The organism is Streptomyces sp. A0592 (assembly GCF_004795115.1).
Taxonomy (GTDB): Bacteria; Actinomycetota; Actinomycetes; order Streptomycetales; family Streptomycetaceae; genus Streptomyces; species Streptomyces erythrochromogenes.
The window spans coordinates 23,831-39,864 of sequence record NZ_SSBM01000033.1 but is presented as its reverse complement, the minus strand read 5'-3'; the positions used below and the strand labels follow the sequence as shown (position 1 = coordinate 39,864).

The following is a 16,034-nucleotide window of genomic DNA, read 5'->3' as shown; positions in this document are numbered from 1 at the left end:
AGTCAGTACTGTCACAGGACCTGGCGCCAAGTTGGCGAACGCTATCACCAGCAGTCGCTCGAACGAGGGCGCAAGCGACTCGTGCTCCTCAAGCATGCGTGTTCCTCCCCTTAAACCGACAGAAAGCCTTGCCGGTCCCACACCATGACGCAGGGGATGTGATCCTACTGTCGTGCCCGGGCTCCAGACGTCGAACACTAGGCGTCCCGCTGTAGGACGGACCTGCCACGCGTCCTGTGAGCCCGCACTCTCGCGTCACTCCGGCCCCTCACCGTCGCAGGCCCCCGCCCCGCCCTCTTCCGCATCTCCGCGCCAGGCTCGCTGTACCCGGCGCCACGAGGCGAAGAGCTCGGGCAACCGGTCCAGGATGTCCTTCAGTACGAAGATGGCCATGCCCACGACGCCGGCGGCGCCCAGGATGGTGACGATGAGTGTGTCGCCCAACGCTTCGATCTCTCCGTGAGGGTGGTCGAAGCGCGGCCCTTCGGCGGGAAGCAGCTCGACCACGTTCGCAACATGGTCGAACCGACCTTCCGCCGGCACAGAAACTCAGTCCAGGGCACGAGGCCCTGTCGTACGGGTACAGCTCGGCACTGCGCATGCGGTACGAAGCCCCGCACGAGGCGTCAACAGATCAAGCGGACGGGAATGCCGGTCCCCTGCCCGTCTGAAATCTGTCCTTCCTGGCACCCCAGCACGAAGCCGGGCCGCCCAGGGCGCGGACAGGCACGCTGACACGCGCCTGAGATTGATCCTGACCCTATGGGCAACACGCGCCACCCTGGACCATCCGACCGATGTCGAGCACCTTGCGATCGTCTCCGACCGGCCCCGGCCGGAGACGATCGAGCCGGCCCGCTCGCCGCCAGGCCCGGCAACCCGCCACGCGTTCCACCCTCCACGCGGCAGAAGCGCGGCAATCTGGTGCTCCAGGCGGGACAGGCCCTCGTCGTTGGTGATCGGCCGAACCGGCAGTCGTACGCATGCCACTCCGTCGACAACGGCATGTGGGCGCCGCTGCCCACGTCGAAGTACGCCAGCCCCGGCTCGGTGCCGTCCTCCAACAGCACCCCGACCGACCCGATGCCTGTCGCGCCCAGGTCCCTTAGTGTCCGGTCCACCCGTCCCCGCTGCTCTCGCCTTCGATCGCCCGTGCGGGAAGTTTCAGCCCACCGCTCCGCACAGCACCCGCCTCCCGCGCAAGTTCCCCAGGCCTTCATCGTCCTCCGGCGGCAGCAGATCGTTTGATGGCACTTCCAAGAAGACCTGGGCCAACTGTATTTCCGTCGTCACGAAGCTTTGGCACGCCAAGGAGGGTGAGAGTGCCGTTTCCGCCTTTGAGAAGAGCGAAATCAAGTTTCCCCTGGACACTTACAGTGGACATTTGACGTGCTATCGATGCTCGCGGGAGGCGGCGGTCTCCTGGGGGAAGGCTTCGGCGTGACAGCCCGCTCTACAGCACCCCCAGCAGGACGTTGTCCCATTGGCTTCGCTCACGCGAACGGTCTCGTGAGCGAAGCCAAACGGGGTGCAGACCAAACCTGTGCCGCTACCCGTTCTGCGCGGTCAGGAGCAGCATCAAGGCCTTGGAGCGGGTGGTCCCGAGCCCGGCAGCCACCGTCACGGCCGACACGCCGTCTTCCGCCAGCGCGCCCGCCGCTTCCCGCCCGACCCGGGTGGTGATCCGCTCCAGGATCCCGGCGGCGCGCAGGGCGGCCAGCGGTGCGTCCGCGGTCGTGACGGTCAGCTGCTCGGTGATCTCGACCAGCAGGGCGGCCAAGGGCTCGGGCAGTGGGCCGCAGTGTCACGGACGAGGGACAGGTGGGCGTTCCAGTCCACGAGAGGTCCGGTGAGGTCGACGTCCGCCTCGTACAGCGGCCGGTCCCCGACCGTCGCCCAGTTCAGCGGGTACTCGGCGGCGCCGCGCCATCCGCACGCGCACCCCGCCCGGAGCGCCTCGACGCGCGGGCGGCCGGCCCGGCCGTCGTAGGCCGACCAGTGCGAGGTCGAGGGCACGTCCGAACCGCTCCCGACGTCGAAGTACACCGGGCCCGGCTCACCACCTGCGACGAGGACGCCCACCGCGCCGGCGTGCGCGTCCCCGAACTCCACCGTCCACCAGTCCCATTCCACCAGCACACCGCCTTCTCCCGAACGTTCCCGCTGGCCACCCTGCCCAGCCCGCACGGCCACCCACACCCCCGCCGGCCCAACAACGCGCGTCGTTGGCCTGGCACGGCAAAGGGCCGCCACCTGTCGAGGTGGCGGCCCTCACCACCGGGCTGTCCTACGGGACCGGGGTGATCTTCACATCGGTGCCGCCTCAGCGCGGCTAGCGGTGGATCACTGCTTGGGGAGCTGTGGTCTCGCGGGGTGGGGTGGGGGTGGTTCCGCCGACGAGGAGGGCCAGGAGGACGGCGATGGCTTCGTTGCGCAGGACGCGGGCGGCCTGCTGGAGCTTGTGGGGGTCGGGGGTGGGCAGGGAGAGGGCCACGCATTCCGGTTCGGTGCCTGTCGGGATGGGGACGGCGGCGCACACGGTGCCGAGTGCGTACTCCTGCAGGTCCAGGAGCGGTTCGCCCGGGTGGCGGGTGTCGAGTTCGGTGAAGAGGATCTGGGGGTTGGTGATGGTGTGGGGGGTGAAGGCCTCCATGCGGTGGCGGTCGAGGTGTTCGCGGCGGTCGTCGGGGTGGAGCTGGGCGAGGAGGGCTTTGCCGACTGCGGAGGCGTGGGCGGCTTCGCGGAAGTCGACCCATTCGTGGACGGCGGGGGCAGTGGGGCTGTCGGCGTACTGGGTGATGGAGACCTCGCCGTCGGTGTAGCCGGCCACGTAGACGGCGGCGCCGACCTCGTCGCGCAGGAACGCGAGTGTCTCGCGCAGCAGGGCGCCGCCGCTGCGGCCGTTCTCGGCGAGCTTGAGGGAGGTGCCGGCGGCGTAGACGCGCGGGGCGATGGGGGTGGCGAGCTGGGTGCGGACCAGGTGCTCGATGGCGTGGGCGAGGTAGAGCTGGGGCAGTCCGGTCTCCCGGGCGATCTGTGTCCGGGACACCCCCTCGGGGTGGCGGTGGATGACCTCCAGGACGCGCAGGGCCCGCTGCGCGGATTCCAGGTGGGTGTTGACGGGCTGCTGCCGCTTGGAGCGCCTGGCCAGGCGGGCGCCGGGCTTGGCTTCCGCGGCAAGGCCTGCGGGGTCCAGGCGTGCGCAGCGGGCCAGGGCGGAGGCAAGGCGGGGGGTGGGGGTGTAGATGTCGCCGAGTTCTTCGTGGTCCTCGGGTGCGGTGGCGTCGAGGGCGTAGCGGATGGGGGCGGGGAGGTTGCGCAGGAGGGGTTCGGCGGGCGGGGTGGGGGTGATCTCGGTGGTGGAGACGGGTGGGGAGGCCCAGATGATGGAGGCGTGAAGGGTGTCCTCGACGGTGTCGAGGGACGGCAGGGGCGGCAGCTCTTCCCGCGAGTCGGGGCCGGTACCTTGGGGCTGGTTGCGCCAGTGGTGAGCGGTGGTGATCTCCGCTCGGGAGAGGTGCAGGAGGTAGAGGGCGCGGGCGGCGGTGTCGGATCCGGCGCCGGCGGCGTACTGGAACCAGAACTGGGCGGCCTCCATCCGCCCGGACAGGTGCAGGAGGCTCGCATAGAGGAGTGCGGAGGGCTGGCTGTGGGGCCAGGCTTCGGCGTCGAGGGCGATGCGGGTGAAGGAGGGGCTGTCGACCAGGGCGCGGGCCATGGTGTCCAGGGTGCGCGCGGCCCTCACGTTGGAGGCCGCGTCCAGGACGTGCTTGCGGTCGGCCGGGCTGCCGGGCCGGGCCGCGGCCGGCAGCGCCAAGGTGGCGTCCGAGGCCCTCGGGGCGGTCAGAGCGCGGCTGGTGCGGGCAGCGGCGATACGGCGGGCGATACGGCGGCGGGCAGCGTCCTCGTCGTAGAAGGCGTACTCGTCGGTGAAGACTTGGGTGTCCTGGAGAGCCTCGTCCAGTTCGCTGCCGGCGTCCGCATCGTTGCGGATCATGTCATTCACAGGTCTTTCTCCTCTCCGGGATTCAAGTCGATTCCGATCTTCTTCGCGAGCATGCGGCGGGCCGTATGCAGGTGGGAGCGGACCGTCCCCACAGCGATACCCATCCGCTGCGCCACCTCCGGGGTCTCCAGCCCCATCACATAGGTCAGCAGCACCACGTCGTAGTGCCGGTCGGGCAGCTCCGCGATCGCCTCGTACACACCAGAGCGGGACTCGATGAGCTCCAGCCTCCGGCGTGAGCCGCGGCGCAGGGCCGCGTAGCGGGCGGTGTCCACCAGGGCGACGGGGACGACCTGGCGGGCGCGGTAGCGCTCGACGTGCTCGCGCAACTGCGCCCAGGCGAACGCCTGGAGATTGGCCTCCTGCAGGGCGTCGGGCCACACCGCCAGGAGGAAGGTGAACACGTCCTCCACCACCACCGGGGCGGCTTCACCGCCGAGTTCCAGGTGGGCGTACTCGAGGTAGGCCACATGGTTCTGCGAGTGGAAGGCGACGAAGTCCACCGGCATGACTCCGGCGAGCTCGCTGGAGACGGCCTGTTCCCCGAAGGGGTCGTACTCGGCGTCGGTCATGAGCTCCCCCACGGCTGTTCCCCAGGCCCGTCCAGGCCGGCGGACGGGATCTCCTGCTGACGGGCCGCGGGGCCGTACACGGGGCGGCTCGCGGACAGCTCCGCCGCGCCGACCCGGACACCGGCGCCCAGCAGGCGCCGCAGACCTCTCACCACGTCGGGCGCGAAGACCCGCACAGCAGTCGCGGCTATCAGCGCGAGGACGAGGGGCTCGGTGCTGTTCACGTCGAACGGAGTCCTTCCAAGCAAATGAAGTAGACAGACAGCCGTGCCACCCCCCGGGTCCGGCAGCCAGGACCCGGCCCGAAAACCGGCTCCTACTCATCAGCCAAGCGAAAACAACCCCCAAACGTTCAGGGCACTTTCGAAAACTTTCCGGAGCGGTCAAGTCCGCTTCCCTGCGCGGCCCACGCACCGGCGCACGCCCGGCGGAAACCCTCCTGGCCAGAGCACCTCCCGACCCGCATCACGGCACGCCCGCAACCGGCACAAGAGCGGAAAGAATCAGAGCGCAGAGCGGGCCCGGCAGGCCAGAAGGACGGGACCCCGGCCACACCCCGGCTCCCCCGCACCGCACACCCCAAGCCGTCAGGACCCGCCCGGGGCACGGCGCCGGACGGAGGGAGCGCCCGTTGCGCGGGCAGCAGTGCGGGCCGTCGCCCGGTGGGGCGACTGCCCGTGCACGCGTACCGGTCAGCGGCGTGGCCGCATGGGTCCGACCACGGGTGAGTCACCTCACGCAGCCTCTGCCGCACCGCCATCTCCACCCACGCCGATATCCGCAGAGCAGCGGGCGGCGGCGCTGGGGCACTCGCGGCGCGCGGTGGTGAAGCGGTGCGCTCCCCTGCGATCCAGTCAGGCTGGGACTATACGTGAGGGGCCTGTCGCTTTGGGTAGTCGCGCTGGCAGGGTGGGCGTGGATGTGTGGACGTATCCGGGGCTGTCGGCTGCACGGGCTGGGGGCCGACGGACCGGCCGTGCGACGCCTGCTGCTCTGCCCGACACGAACCAACCGAAGGAGTCAGTACATGCACGCTCCCAGGATTCTCGCGCTCGCCAGTTCGGCCTTAGCGCTGACGGCGACACTGGCCGGTGTCACTGCCGCCCAGGCCCGGCCCGCACCGGCCAGTACGCATTTAGCCGTCACCGCCCCGCAGGACCAGATCCAGTGCCCCCGCGGATTCGTGTGCATTTACCCCGAGATCCACTTCGAGGGCCAGCCCTACGTCAAACGCGCCACCGACGGCTCGGTCCGGCACCTGCCGGACTACATCCGCGGCAAGGGCAGCTCGGTCATCAACAACAGCAGCCGCACCGCGAGGGTCTACCAAAAGGACAACTACTTCGGCCGACACGTATGCGTCGGGGCCGACGGCGGCACCATCGCAGACCTACGCTCCTACCAACTCAACGACACCACCCACTCCCTGAAGAACAACACCACACCCTGCGGCGCGTAACGAGGCCCAAGAGGCCAGACGCACGACGCTCGCCCCTTCACCAACCACGGCGTACGCGCGGCCGGTCAGAGGCGGCCGCCGAGTGCGGGTACGGCCCCGGGACAGTCACCCCTCCGCGCCCCGCACGGCCGACTGCATCAGGAACGGGTCGGTGAAGCCGCGTACCTGCACGGCGCCCGAGCCGCGCTGGCCGCGCACCACGTTCTCGTCGGCCCACCGGAGCAGGTCCTGGCGGACTTCGGGAACGTCACAGGCCCGCAGGTGAGTCGACAGCCGCGTGCGGGCCTCGGGCGCGGTACCGGCGCTCACCTCCTCATGGTCGCCGCCACCATCGACAAGCCCACCTCGATGCCGCAGCGTGCGGGCCGTCGCCCGGTAAGGCGACGGCCCGCAAGGGGTTCCGTCTCGCAGGATCCCGGCATCACCGCAGGACCTGCGAAGGACGAGTGTCAGCGGCGGCGGCCCCAGGTTTCGGTGTCGACGGTGCGGCCCGCGGTCGTCGCGCAGGGTGGCGGTGTCGGAGTTGTTGTCCCAGACGTCTTCGGCGTCGCCTACATGGGCTTGTTGGCCTTCGTCTCGGTGCCTGAGCTCACGGACTGCATGAGCGGCCGGGATATCGGCTTGCCGGTGTTCCTGGCCATCTCAGCGCCGCCGGCGGAGCAGGTGGGCTCGACAGCGGCGCGCCCGGGTTCCGGCCGCGCCGCTGTCGAACTGTGGTCAGCCCTCGGGGGAGCCCCCGGGTCAGTGGAGCTTGTTGACGGCGGTCTTCGTGGTAGTGCGGAAGGCGGTCAGCGGGGCGTCCTCGAGGTCGCCCATCTGGCCCCAGCGGACGAGGGTGACGGTGCGGCCGTCGCGGCCGACGGAGAACAGGTGGATGTCGGAGATGCCGATCTGCGGGTCGGCTGTGTCCAGGCTGTAGACCCAGGCGCCCTCCTCGACGGCGAGCTTGCCGTGGGAGGCGCTGACGGCCTGCAGGCCCGGGTTCTGCTGCTCCAGCAGGGGGCCGCAGTCGGCGAGGGCCCCGCGGAGGGTGTCGACCAGCTTCACGGCGTCGGCCTCGGTACGGGCGACGGTGGTGACCTGGACGCCGTTGGTGTCGAGCTCGGTGCTGAACTCGCGGTAGCGGGTGTTCTGCGCCGGGATCTTGTACGGGGCGCAGAGGACGCCGCCGTTCTCCGGGACGCCGGTGAAGACCTGGGTGGCGGTCCACGGCGTCGACGACGGCGGCATCTGGGAGGCGGCGAGGAAGGCGGGCTGGGCAGCGGCCTGCGCCGGGGCTGTGGCGAGGGCCGCGAGGCCCAGTGCGGCAGCCGCTGCGGTGGCGAGTGCGGTGCGGAGCTTGTTCATGGTGGTGGGTCCCCCGTCGGGTCGTTCGTTCGGTCGGTGCTCAATCAGCGTGGGGCCGGCGCCCGCCGACTGCAACGATCACGCGCCCATCAGCCGTCCCGGAATCGTTCCACCCCCGCTGACGTGCAAGGACGTGAAGGGTGGGACGCAGGGTCAAGGGGGGTGGAACAGAGTCGAGGGGGGTGGAATGCCGAAGGACGCCGCCGTCGAGGAGTTCGCGGGGCTCGTGCGCGCGCTGAAGGCGCGGGACGGGAGGAGTTACGAGGCGCTGGGCCGGCGGCTGAGCGTCAGCGCTTCCACCCTCCACCGCTACTGCTCGGGCGCGACCGTCCCGGAGGTGTTCGCCGTGGTCGACCGCCTCGCCCTGCTGTACGGGGCGTACGAGGAGGAACAGCAGGCCCGGGAGGCGGCCTGGACGCGGACCGCGCCCGCCGCCGAGCGACCTCGCCCGCGCCCACGCCTGTGCCCGCCGCGCCGGAATCGAACCCGGATCCGTCCGCACCGCAACCGGGCCCCGCCCCCGCCCGGACCCGTCCGCCGCGGATCCGTCCGTGCCGGGGGTGGGTGCCCCGCGCCCGCCGCCCCCCTTCGTGGCGCCCCGAGCAGCACATCGCGGAGCCCGGCCTGGCGGTCCTGGACATCACCGGCAGGGACGAGGACACCGTCCGGGCACCACCCGGCCGAGCCGGCCGTCGCCGCATGGACATCCTGGCCTGGAACCCCCTCGCCGCAGCCCTCCTCACAGACTTCTCCCAGCTCACCGACAAGCAGCGCAACTACGCCCGCCTGATCTTCTCCGACCCGGAAATGCGGCGCCGCTACCCGAACTGGGAGAAGGTGGCCCCCGACTGCGTCACCTTCCTCCGCATGGAAGACGCCCGCCACCCCGACGACCCGAGCCTGACGGAACTGGTCGGCGAACTGTCGATCAAGGACCCCCACTTCCGGCAGTGGTGGGCCGCCCACAACGTCGCCGCCCAGACCACGGGGGTCAAAACCCTCCGCCACCCGCTCGTCGGCGAACTCACCCTCGACTGGGAGACCCTCGCCGTCGCCGCCGACCCCGACCAGCAACTCGTCGTCTGGACAGCCACACCCGGCACCCCCAGCCACGACAGCCTCGACTTCCCGGCCTCGTGGGCAACCACGCACCCACCCACCACCACGGACAACGCCCCCGGCACCGACACGCAAGCGGCAGCGCCCTTCCCCCTTCCGCAGTAGGTGCCTACGGAGCGGGGGTGAACTCCACGTCGGTGCCGCCGCAGCCGGCCGCGATGTCCAGCAGCCGGTCCCGCTCGGCCTCGTCGACCGCGAGGCCCCAGCGCAGCTTCGTCGCGGTCCACTCCGCGCCGTACCGGCACAACGCGTCCGCGGACGGCGGCAGCCCTGCGACGGCCTCGCCGACCCCTGCCCGCTTGGTGAGCGTCGGCGAGGATCCGGGCGACGTCGATCCCGGCTGTGTCGAGACGGTCCATCGCGGCCCTGAGGCGGCGTAGCACAGCGACGGGCAGGTGAGCCGGCAGCGGCCAGTGATCTCCGGGGAGATCAACCACAGCCCGGCAGGAGCCTCACGGGTGCTCGTCCTGTCGTGATCGTAATCCGTGGGCCGTCAACCCGTCCTGGGATGCGGCCAGTCCAGCTGAATCCTTGACTTGAATCCTTGGATTGACATCTTGGGTGTATGCCAAGAGATGAACATGAACCTGAGCGCCTCATCCCCACCGGCACCTGCTGGTGCGGCTGCGGCCGCGAAATCGGCTTGGGCAAGTTCTTCGCCTCAGGCCACGACAAGACCGCCGAAGCCGCCTACATGGCCGTCCACTACGAAGGGTCCGTCGCCAGACTCCTCGCAGACACAGGCTTCGGCCCCGGCGGGCGGGAGACCATCCAGGAGGCCGCCCTCGACCGCGGCGGCTGGGACCTCTGCCCGCGCGGCTGCGGCTACGCCGGGGCCCCGAACAGCGTCACCAGCCACGTCCGCAAGTACCACCAGAAGGAGCACTGACATGGAACCCAAGGACTGGGCGGGCACCACGACCGACGAATACGACCTGCACCGGTTCCCCGCCAACAAGCAGGCCCTCTGCGACCCGGCCATCCGCACCTACAGCAGCACCCAGCCCGACGACGACTTCCGCCAGCCGTACATGACCCTGCGGACCCGCACAACCATCGAAGCGACGCCGTTCGCACACTTCTACCGATTCTGCCCCGCCTGCTCGAAGGAGATCCGACGATGACCACAGCCGACGCCCTCCTCGACCGCCTGATCACTCACGAGCAGGACGCCCTCGCCATCGACGCCCGACGCGTCGCCGAACTGGCAGCCCGCATCGCCGACAACCCGCCGTCCGCGACGAGGTCCACATCGGGCGACGTGACCCGCCTATCCCAGTACGTCACCGAACTCCTGCGCCGCACCGCCAAGCTCGAGGCCACCATCGAAGCCGCACAGCTGATGAAAAATCAGAACACCGCACACTGAGCAACGCAGACACCCCGCCCGGGGTCCGGGGACAACAGCGCCCCTGGGCAGCAGCCGTCGATCACCATCAGACCGTCAGGCGTAGTTCATATCACCAGTCAACGTGCGCCTCGATCCAGCGTTCCAGTGCCGCCGTGTCGCCCTCGGGGGGCAATTCGCGGGCCAGACTGAGGGGAGAAGCAGAGAGTTGCAGATGGGTGAGGTAGCCATAAGGACCGTTGTCCGCGTGTGGCCCCACGATCACAGCCTGCGTGTCGGTGCGCCAGATCCGGTGAAGCATCGGCGGGCCCGTCACCACGGCCGCATCGCTGGTGACCGACCGCTCCGGAGCGGCGCCGAAATGGGCGGTGACGGCGTCCGCGGCTTGGTTGAGTACCTCGGTGCACGCCTCCACTGTGGACGGGCGGCGGACCGTCCAGCCCGGGGCCCCGCCCCAGTCGTCCACTAGTTCGCCCAGCCAGGGCATGTTGTCGAGGTCGTCGTCGTGCGGGTCGACGGGATACAGCTGTCCGAACACCAGGAACCGTCGCGCTGTCGGGTCCCCGAAAGGGGTGTCGCCCTCGGTGCACAACGGATGCCCATAGCCCGTGCGGTAGGAGTCCGTCAGGCATTCGTGTTCCCAACTCCAGCCCCGAGCGCGCAGAACGGCGTCGAGCGCGTCGAAGTCATCCGCAGCCGCCGGTTGCTGCGGCAGGGCGAGGAACTCCGCCACGGCGGCCGGGATCACAGGGCAGTGGGCCAGCGCGTGCACAGGGGTGGGCATGGGAGGCAGGTTACGACCTGTCTCCTGATGGGATGGATCATCTGGTGGATCCAGCAGCGCTGACCGGGCGCAGCTGACCCTGGCCGCCCCGGCCGGCTCCCGTGAGGCCAGCCGGGGCGCCAGGCCAGGCCCGGGGGCCTGCGGCCGGGCGGCGGACGCCGTCCGCTGCACGGACGCAAACCCGCAGCGGGCCTCACAGCCGGTCCTCCCCGGTGGCCATCGCGGCCCTTCCGGATCGAGGGCGGCACGGGCTCAGATGTCCTCGACGGCCATGGTCACCCGGGTCGTCCTACGGACGAGGCCGTAGGACACCGCGGGCGGGGCATGCACCCGGCACCACCGAAGTCGTTCCAGTGCCATGTCCCGCTCGTCGCAGGGCTCGGAGACCGAGCGCCACTGCCCATCGGAACCGGCCTCGACCCACCAGACGACGCGGCGGTCCGCCTCGGCCTCTTCCCCGCTCTCGCCATGCACACCGCAAGACCACGACCGCTCCGCCGCGCCCACCTCGGCACACGTCTCCCACCCTCTCGTATGCGGCCGTCGCGTACGGCTCCGCCCATACGGTCGCTCCGTCGCGGTCGGGCCGACCCGCGCCGGACGGCCGCGAACGGGGGCGCGAAAACCGCTATCGGGGGTCCTGGAGGGAGCGCGTAGGGTGCGTACTGCGGCGGGGGAGCTGTAGCGCAGAGGTCGACGTGCCCTCTTGCTCAGAGGGAGGACGCCGGTTCGAATCCGGCCTGCTCCCCCGCCGTGCTTACCCGCGAAACGGTCGGCGCCGGGACGGATCCTGCTCCCCCGGCGGTAGGTTGCGGTCGGCAGGCCGGGCGCAGCGCGCACTCGGGCACGGTTGTGTGGCGACCCGGTGCGTGCGCGCGCCGGCAGTCCGACCCCGATCGCGGGACGTCGTCCTGACGCCTCGTACGCCCCTTCCCGCCATCCGCTCCCTCCTCTCTGAAGAGTCACCGGCGCCGCCCGCGCAGATGCCGTGGAAGGCAGGCCCGTGCCGGCAGTGCGGGAAATCCCTGCTGACTGCGTGGGCCCACGCCCGCGCCTGAGGCCCACTGCCTCGTCACTGCTGGCAAGCCGACTGGGATTCCAGCCACTTCCGGGCGGCGGCGACAACCGGATCACCGGTACCTCGGACCATGTCTCGGTCGGTGAAGGCCACGGAAACGTCAGGGGCGATGGGGGTGTTGACGTATCGGCGGCCGGTCCGGTCCACATCGGCCGCTTCGGTGAGGAGCAGGAGCGCGCCGTCGTTGAGCGGGTACGAGACGTTCCCCGTCGCCAGCCCGGCCGTGGGCAGTCCGAAGCTACGGCTCTCCGGCCGCCCGCGGAAGGCGATCAAGGCTGCTTCGCCGGCGCTCGCCGTGTCGGGTCCCGTAAGGACCGCGACTGGCGGCCGGGGCCGCTTCAGCACGTACGCGTTCTGCGTCACGTAGTCGTCGATGCCGGAATCGCCCGTTTCGATGTTCGGCGGGAGGTCCTTGGGGATGACCTCACCGCCGATGGACAGCTGCCCCTTGTTCAGCGCCCACTCGGCCTGGTTGCCGTCCGCGTCCACAAAGCCGCCGAGGCGGCCGTCTCCCAGCAAGGGCGCCAGGACGTCCAGTTTGGGCCAGACCGCTCCCCCACTGTCCCCGCGCAGGTCAACGATCCACCCGCACGGACCTGAGGCGTCGACCGTACGGACGACCTTGGCGCCGGCCCGCGCGTAGCCCGGGATCTTCTCGGTGGTGGGGAGCGACACGTAACCGATCTTCTCTCCGACGAGGCGGCCGTGGGGCACCTGCGGCAGTGCCCCGCCCCCGGGAACCTCGGGGGACGGCCTGAACGCCCGGGCCTGGTCCGGCCTCAGGAAGGAGGTGTGGGGGTTGTCGAGTGCTTTGACGGCGAGGTCGATAGCGTCGTAGGTGTCGGCGGTGGTCTTCGCCCCGGCGGCTTTGGCGAACGCCTGACGCCGCACCTCCGGCCATTCGACCTTCTTCTTGTCGATGGAGTTGTTCTGGAGCAAATCCAGGACGTGGGTCAGGTAGAGCTCCGCCGCGGCCGACATGTCGGCAGTGGGCTGCGGTGACGGGGCGGCGACATCAGCAGTGACCTGCTGATGTCCGGCGCCCGCAGCCGTCGAGGTGCCGCTCCCGGCCGTCGCAAGTACGGCCGTCAGCGTCACTGGGACCGAGAGCAGCAGCAAACGTCTTTGCCTGCCAGTGGTCACGAGGTCCTCCTCGTCGAGAGCAAAGTCCGCCCCCTTCATCGTCACGCTCGGGCGGACGCCCCAGCAACCGGTAGATGCGCTTCGCGATACGAATGACGGGGGGGCGGGGTTCCGGACGGCGCGATTGAGCTCATCGCTGATCGCGGTCGGATGCCCGCCGACCCGACCACGGGCGCGAGCAAGCAGGGCTGCCGGTACTTCGCGCAGGGGCCGATCTGGGAGGGGGCGCAGGTGAGTGCGGGGGTTCTGGTGGGGCTGCCGGTGAGCTGCTGAGGGTCCTTTCAGCGGGTGACAGTGGGGCTTGAACGTTTTTTTAGCGCCGGGCTGGCCTGTTTGTGAGGGTGGCGGGGCGGAATGTTCCGGGGCCGTAGCGGGCGCGGGCGCGGTCGGTGACCGCTTCGAGGGCGAGGGCGCGGTCGTCTGCGGGGTCGAGGGTGAGTTGCTGGGTGGCTTCGTGGGCGGGGCGGAGGTCGTGTGCGCGCAGGCTGATGGCGCGGACGCGGGCGCGTTGGAGGCCGAGCTGGGCGTAGAGGTCGTGGGTGGTGGTGGCGATGGGCCGGGTGTGGGCGGTGGCTTCGGGCAGGGTGCGGGTGCGGGTGCCGCACATGCGGGTGGCGGGGGATGGCCGAGTACCCGCTCGACTGGACCGTCCTGCCCGGCGACCGGCCGCTGTACGAGGAGGACGTCGACCTGTCCGGGCCCATCGCGGACTACGGCGCCCACCTGGCGGTGATCCGGGACGCCGCGGTGCAACTCCCCGCAGAGCTCACCGGGATCCTCACCAAGCTCGTCGGCCGGCTCGGCGGCCTCGCCGCCGAGGCGCCGCTGGTGGCGTTGAAGGCGCTCGCGGACCTGCGGTACATCATCGCCGAGGTCGGCCAGGACGCGGCCTGCGAAATCGCCGCCCAGCAGGTGCCGACCGCGGAGATCGCGACCGGGCTCGGCACCAGCGCGACCGCGGCCCGCACCTAACTCAACAGCTACCTCCACCCCTGAACCCCGCCCTCACCGCCAGCCTGCGACACCGTCCCGGCAGCACCGAGGAGGCGCTGGTCTATAGGGGCAGGGCCAGTCGGGAACCGAGGCGGAAACGCATCTCGCCGGCCGCGTAGCGGATCTCCTCGGACTGCGTGTCGTCCTCCAGCGCACCGAGGAGCACCATCAAGGCCCGGGCCTCGTCCCCGCTGATCAGCTTCAGGCGCGGCTCGGTCACCCCGTCGAGGAGCACGTCCAACATCTCGTCTATGCAGACACCGACGCCACGCCGCAGGCCGGAGTCACCCGGTCGGCAGCCGGGCCTCGGTGCCAGGATCGCGCCCGCGCGATGACGCTCGTAAGACGGGGTGAGGTGCGTCAGCCGCTGCTGTTCTTGCAGCGGGCCGACCGGCTCGGCACGGGTGTGTCGGGGTGGTAAACGGGCTCGGCGTCGGCGACACCTCCGGTGTCGGGGAGGTGTCCGGCGTCGGCGACTCCCCCGTCGTGGAGGAGGTGGACGGCGTCGGGAAGCCGCGAAGCAGCGGATGCCCCGCGGGAACAGTGATCCAGGCCGCTGGCTCAGCAGCGAACGCCACCGGTCGGACACTCCCAGGGTCGTGGAACGAGACCGCGTCGGCGTTCAGCCCGGCGGCCTGGGTACGGCCGTCCCGGCACTCGCCTGGTGTGCCCCGTCCTACCTCGACGTGAGCGGGGGCGCGGGCTACGACTCCGGCTAGTACAGCGTCTCCGCGGCCGGGCAGGAAGTACAAGGGGCGCTGAGATTGATCATGGTCAGCAGCGAACGCCGCCCGTGACGGCGTGGGGCACCTGTTTCACGGTGCCTGAGCAGTGGAAGGGCTGAGCAGTACTTCTTCGCTCCTTGGAGGACTCCATGCCAGAAGATTTCGAAGACGTCCCTGAGCCGTACGAGGACACCGTTGACGAGCCCATCGACGAGACCGGGGTTGACCCCAAGGACATCGAATTGGTTATGGCGCAGACTGGTGCGTCAAGAGCGAAGGCGGTCAGGGCCTTGCAAGAGAGCGGCGGCGACCTCATCAACGCGATCATGGCGGCTGGCGAATAGTCGGCGAACCGCACCGCACCCGACCAAGGGCGCAACTGTCCGGCACGGCCAAGGCAACACCGGCCTCGGGGAACATTCGGTACAGCGGTTAACGCTAAGCCGGTGATCATGGTCCTGGCCTCGGGAGTATCAGTACAGCTGTTGGCGCTGAGAACGATCATGGCTCGGGTGTGAGGATGCTGACGCGGTTCTCGTACTCGCGGCGGGCCTTGCGCTGGGCCGGGATCGCGGGCCGCCGTCGAGCGGCTGGCAGCGCGTGAGGAACTGGCGGTGCACGGAGGGCGCGGGTCGAGGACGAAGCCGGCCGTCTGCAGGGCCGCCGCCGCGAGCATGAAGTCATGCCGCAGCGCCTCATGACCCGCGAGGTCGTCCGTGCTGCGGGGTACGACCTGCTCGGACGGGGTGATCCGCACGGGCAGCCAGCCGATCAAGACCCCGCGGGCGTGCCGGATCAAGTGCACGCCTTCCTCACCGGGCGCGGTCTCCTCGAAGCCCGCCTCGGCCAGTACCGCCCGCACGCGCAGCACAAGCTCGTCCTCGTGATCTTCCATGCGCGGGAGCGTAGAGGCCCGCCATACGGCCGGGGCGCTTCGACATCGGGTCAGCGGTGGAAGCGCGGGGCTGCGGCCGCGCAGGAGGTGACCGGCTGACGGCGGCCCCCGGGCGGCAGGTACGTTCGCAGGCAAGGGGTGCGGCTCTGGCCACCGGAAGGCCGCGACGGGGGCCCGCGCCCCGACCCGTGTCCCGAAGCCGAGCGCAGGCGTTGAACGGTCCGACGCGGACCCCCCGGACCCCATCATCCGGGGCGGCCCGCGCGAGACGGCCCTGGCTCCACCACCCCGAGGCAGGGTCGTCTCCACCCCCAGGCGGCTGACCATCCGGCCGTCGTGGTCACCCCGCGGCCGCAGCGGGGCCCCCGCCGAACCGGGGCACGTTGGCAACGCCGGTCAGGACGTACAAGATGCCGGCGAGAGCTGCCCGGTCCGGAACACGACACCCTCCAGGATGCCGGTGTCGTCGTTCGGGAGCGGGCGGCAGCAGCGGGGCCACCCGCTCCCACAGGCCGTCCGGAACAAGATCAGTACGCACTGGGAAACCCTGCCGCCCACGATCGAC

General features: G+C 70.5%; 21 protein-coding genes, 1 tRNA gene and 3 pseudogenes. 10 read left to right on the top strand and 15 right to left on the bottom strand.

From position 1 onward, the window contains the following. Positions 1-255: 255 nt before the first annotated feature. The 6 genes from E6U81_RS31740 to E6U81_RS31710 all read right to left on the bottom strand — a co-directional run bounded on the left by E6U81_RS31740 (position 256) and on the right by E6U81_RS31710 (position 4,802). Positions 256-507 carry a hypothetical protein gene (locus E6U81_RS31740; protein WP_136233475.1) on the bottom strand — a complete coding sequence of 84 codons (252 nt, stop codon included), beginning with the start codon at positions 505-507 and terminating at the stop codon, positions 256-258. A 1,042-nt stretch (positions 508-1,549) separates the two neighbouring features. Beyond that, positions 1,550-1,780, bottom strand: a complete 231-nt coding sequence (locus E6U81_RS31730) for a hypothetical protein (RefSeq protein WP_136233473.1) — start codon at positions 1,778-1,780, stop codon at positions 1,550-1,552. Next, entirely contained in the window at positions 1,744-2,139 is a 396-nt protein-coding gene (locus E6U81_RS31725) for a hypothetical protein (protein ID WP_136233472.1), read from the bottom strand. The genes E6U81_RS31730 and E6U81_RS31725 overlap by 37 nt, the downstream gene beginning before the upstream one ends. Before the next feature lie 193 nt (positions 2,140-2,332). Beyond that, on the bottom strand, positions 2,333-3,997 hold the full coding sequence (locus tag E6U81_RS42000) for an IclR family transcriptional regulator C-terminal domain-containing protein (RefSeq protein WP_346766190.1): 1,665 nt from the start codon (positions 3,995-3,997) through the stop codon (positions 2,333-2,335). Positions 3,998-4,002: 5 nt separating this feature from the next. After that, positions 4,003-4,578, bottom strand: a complete 576-nt coding sequence (locus tag E6U81_RS31715; RefSeq protein ID WP_240804129.1) for a sigma-70 family RNA polymerase sigma factor — start codon at positions 4,576-4,578, stop codon at positions 4,003-4,005. Further along, positions 4,575-4,802 (bottom strand): hypothetical protein, encoded by a 228-nt coding sequence (locus tag E6U81_RS31710; RefSeq protein WP_076046435.1) that lies wholly within the window; start codon positions 4,800-4,802, stop codon positions 4,575-4,577. Before E6U81_RS31710 ends, E6U81_RS31715 begins: the two co-directional genes overlap by 4 nt. A 959-nt stretch (positions 4,803-5,761) precedes the next feature. Here E6U81_RS31710 and E6U81_RS41330 point away from each other — a divergent pair. After that, the gene (locus E6U81_RS41330; RefSeq protein ID WP_240804128.1) at positions 5,762-6,037 is read left to right on the top strand and encodes a peptidase inhibitor family I36 protein; all 276 of its coding nucleotides are present in this window, start codon (positions 5,762-5,764) and stop codon (positions 6,035-6,037) included. A 105-nt stretch (positions 6,038-6,142) separates the two neighbouring features. Here the strand turns inward: E6U81_RS41330 and E6U81_RS31700 are convergent, their stop codons facing one another. Both E6U81_RS31700 and E6U81_RS31695 read right to left on the bottom strand, forming a co-directional pair. Continuing rightward, positions 6,143-6,346 (bottom strand): hypothetical protein, encoded by a 204-nt coding sequence (locus tag E6U81_RS31700; RefSeq protein ID WP_136233469.1) that lies wholly within the window; start codon positions 6,344-6,346, stop codon positions 6,143-6,145. Between the two features lie 432 nt (positions 6,347-6,778). After that, the gene (locus E6U81_RS31695) at positions 6,779-7,384 is read right to left on the bottom strand and encodes a hypothetical protein (RefSeq protein WP_136233468.1); all 606 of its coding nucleotides are present in this window, start codon (positions 7,382-7,384) and stop codon (positions 6,779-6,781) included. Between E6U81_RS31695 and E6U81_RS41995 the strand changes: the two are divergent. Together E6U81_RS41995 and E6U81_RS40140 are read left to right on the top strand one after the other, a co-directional pair. Then, positions 7,383-7,715: pseudogene (locus E6U81_RS41995) on the top strand (helix-turn-helix transcriptional regulator); the annotation flags it as partial. The gene E6U81_RS31695 and the pseudogene E6U81_RS41995 overlap by 2 nt on opposite strands. 233 nt (positions 7,716-7,948) lie before the next feature. Further along, positions 7,949-8,608 carry a hypothetical protein gene (locus E6U81_RS40140; protein WP_346766188.1) on the top strand — a complete coding sequence of 220 codons (660 nt, stop codon included), beginning with the start codon at positions 7,949-7,951 and terminating at the stop codon, positions 8,606-8,608. Between the two features lie 4 nt (positions 8,609-8,612). On the opposite strand, the gene E6U81_RS40595 is transcribed toward E6U81_RS40140, so the two are convergent. Then, on the bottom strand, positions 8,613-8,936 hold the full coding sequence (locus tag E6U81_RS40595) for a hypothetical protein (protein ID WP_206310065.1): 324 nt from the start codon (positions 8,934-8,936) through the stop codon (positions 8,613-8,615). Between the two features lie 132 nt (positions 8,937-9,068). On the opposite strand from E6U81_RS40595, the gene E6U81_RS31680 reads away from it, so the two are divergent. Genes E6U81_RS31680 through E6U81_RS31670 form a run of 3 tightly spaced genes read left to right on the top strand, consistent with a single transcriptional unit; the run spans position 9,069 to position 9,872 of the window. After that, on the top strand, positions 9,069-9,392 hold the full coding sequence (locus E6U81_RS31680; protein WP_136233467.1) for a hypothetical protein: 324 nt from the start codon (positions 9,069-9,071) through the stop codon (positions 9,390-9,392). Position 9,393: 1 nt separating this feature from the next. After that, a complete protein-coding gene (locus E6U81_RS31675; protein ID WP_136233466.1) occupies positions 9,394-9,627 on the top strand; it encodes a hypothetical protein in 234 nt (77 codons plus the stop codon). After that, positions 9,624-9,872, top strand: a complete 249-nt coding sequence (locus tag E6U81_RS31670; RefSeq protein ID WP_136233465.1) for a hypothetical protein — start codon at positions 9,624-9,626, stop codon at positions 9,870-9,872. The genes E6U81_RS31675 and E6U81_RS31670 overlap by 4 nt, the downstream gene beginning before the upstream one ends. A 91-nt stretch (positions 9,873-9,963) precedes the next feature. Here E6U81_RS31670 and E6U81_RS41320 read toward each other — a convergent pair whose 3' ends face one another. Continuing rightward, a complete protein-coding gene (locus tag E6U81_RS41320) occupies positions 9,964-10,635 on the bottom strand; it encodes a hypothetical protein (RefSeq protein WP_240804126.1) in 672 nt (223 codons plus the stop codon). 252 nt (positions 10,636-10,887) lie between these two features. Next, complete coding sequence (locus E6U81_RS31660; RefSeq protein ID WP_136233464.1) at positions 10,888-11,109, bottom strand: hypothetical protein; 222 nt, start codon at positions 11,107-11,109, stop codon at positions 10,888-10,890. Between the two features lie 201 nt (positions 11,110-11,310). Here E6U81_RS31660 and E6U81_RS31655 point away from each other — a divergent pair. Further along, positions 11,311-11,383, top strand: a tRNA-Ser gene (locus tag E6U81_RS31655). Between the two features lie 324 nt (positions 11,384-11,707). Here E6U81_RS31655 and E6U81_RS31650 read toward each other — a convergent pair. Continuing rightward, positions 11,708-12,856, bottom strand: a complete 1,149-nt coding sequence (locus tag E6U81_RS31650) for a S41 family peptidase (protein ID WP_168714791.1) — start codon at positions 12,854-12,856, stop codon at positions 11,708-11,710. A gap of 313 nt (positions 12,857-13,169) precedes the next feature. After that, positions 13,170-13,454: pseudogene (locus E6U81_RS41315) on the bottom strand (hypothetical protein); the annotation flags it as partial. 23 nt (positions 13,455-13,477) lie between these two features. Here E6U81_RS41315 and E6U81_RS31640 point away from each other — a divergent pair. After that, complete coding sequence (locus tag E6U81_RS31640) at positions 13,478-13,828, top strand: hypothetical protein (RefSeq protein WP_136233462.1); 351 nt, start codon at positions 13,478-13,480, stop codon at positions 13,826-13,828. 82 nt (positions 13,829-13,910) lie between these two features. Here the strand turns inward: E6U81_RS31640 and E6U81_RS31635 are convergent, their stop codons facing one another. Further along, on the bottom strand, positions 13,911-14,093 hold the full coding sequence (locus tag E6U81_RS31635) for a hypothetical protein (protein ID WP_240804125.1): 183 nt from the start codon (positions 14,091-14,093) through the stop codon (positions 13,911-13,913). Between the two features lie 630 nt (positions 14,094-14,723). Between E6U81_RS31635 and E6U81_RS40590 the strand changes: the two genes are divergently transcribed. Next, complete coding sequence (locus E6U81_RS40590; protein ID WP_206310064.1) at positions 14,724-14,918, top strand: ubiquitin-like domain-containing protein; 195 nt, start codon at positions 14,724-14,726, stop codon at positions 14,916-14,918. A gap of 338 nt (positions 14,919-15,256) precedes the next feature. Beyond that, on the top strand, positions 15,257-15,568 hold the full coding sequence (locus tag E6U81_RS31625) for a hypothetical protein (protein WP_136233461.1): 312 nt from the start codon (positions 15,257-15,259) through the stop codon (positions 15,566-15,568). A gap of 289 nt (positions 15,569-15,857) precedes the next feature. Here the strand turns inward: E6U81_RS31625 and E6U81_RS40585 are convergent. Then, positions 15,858-16,007, bottom strand: a pseudogene (locus tag E6U81_RS40585) (transposase); the annotation flags it as partial. Between the last annotated feature and the right edge of the window lie 27 nt (positions 16,008-16,034).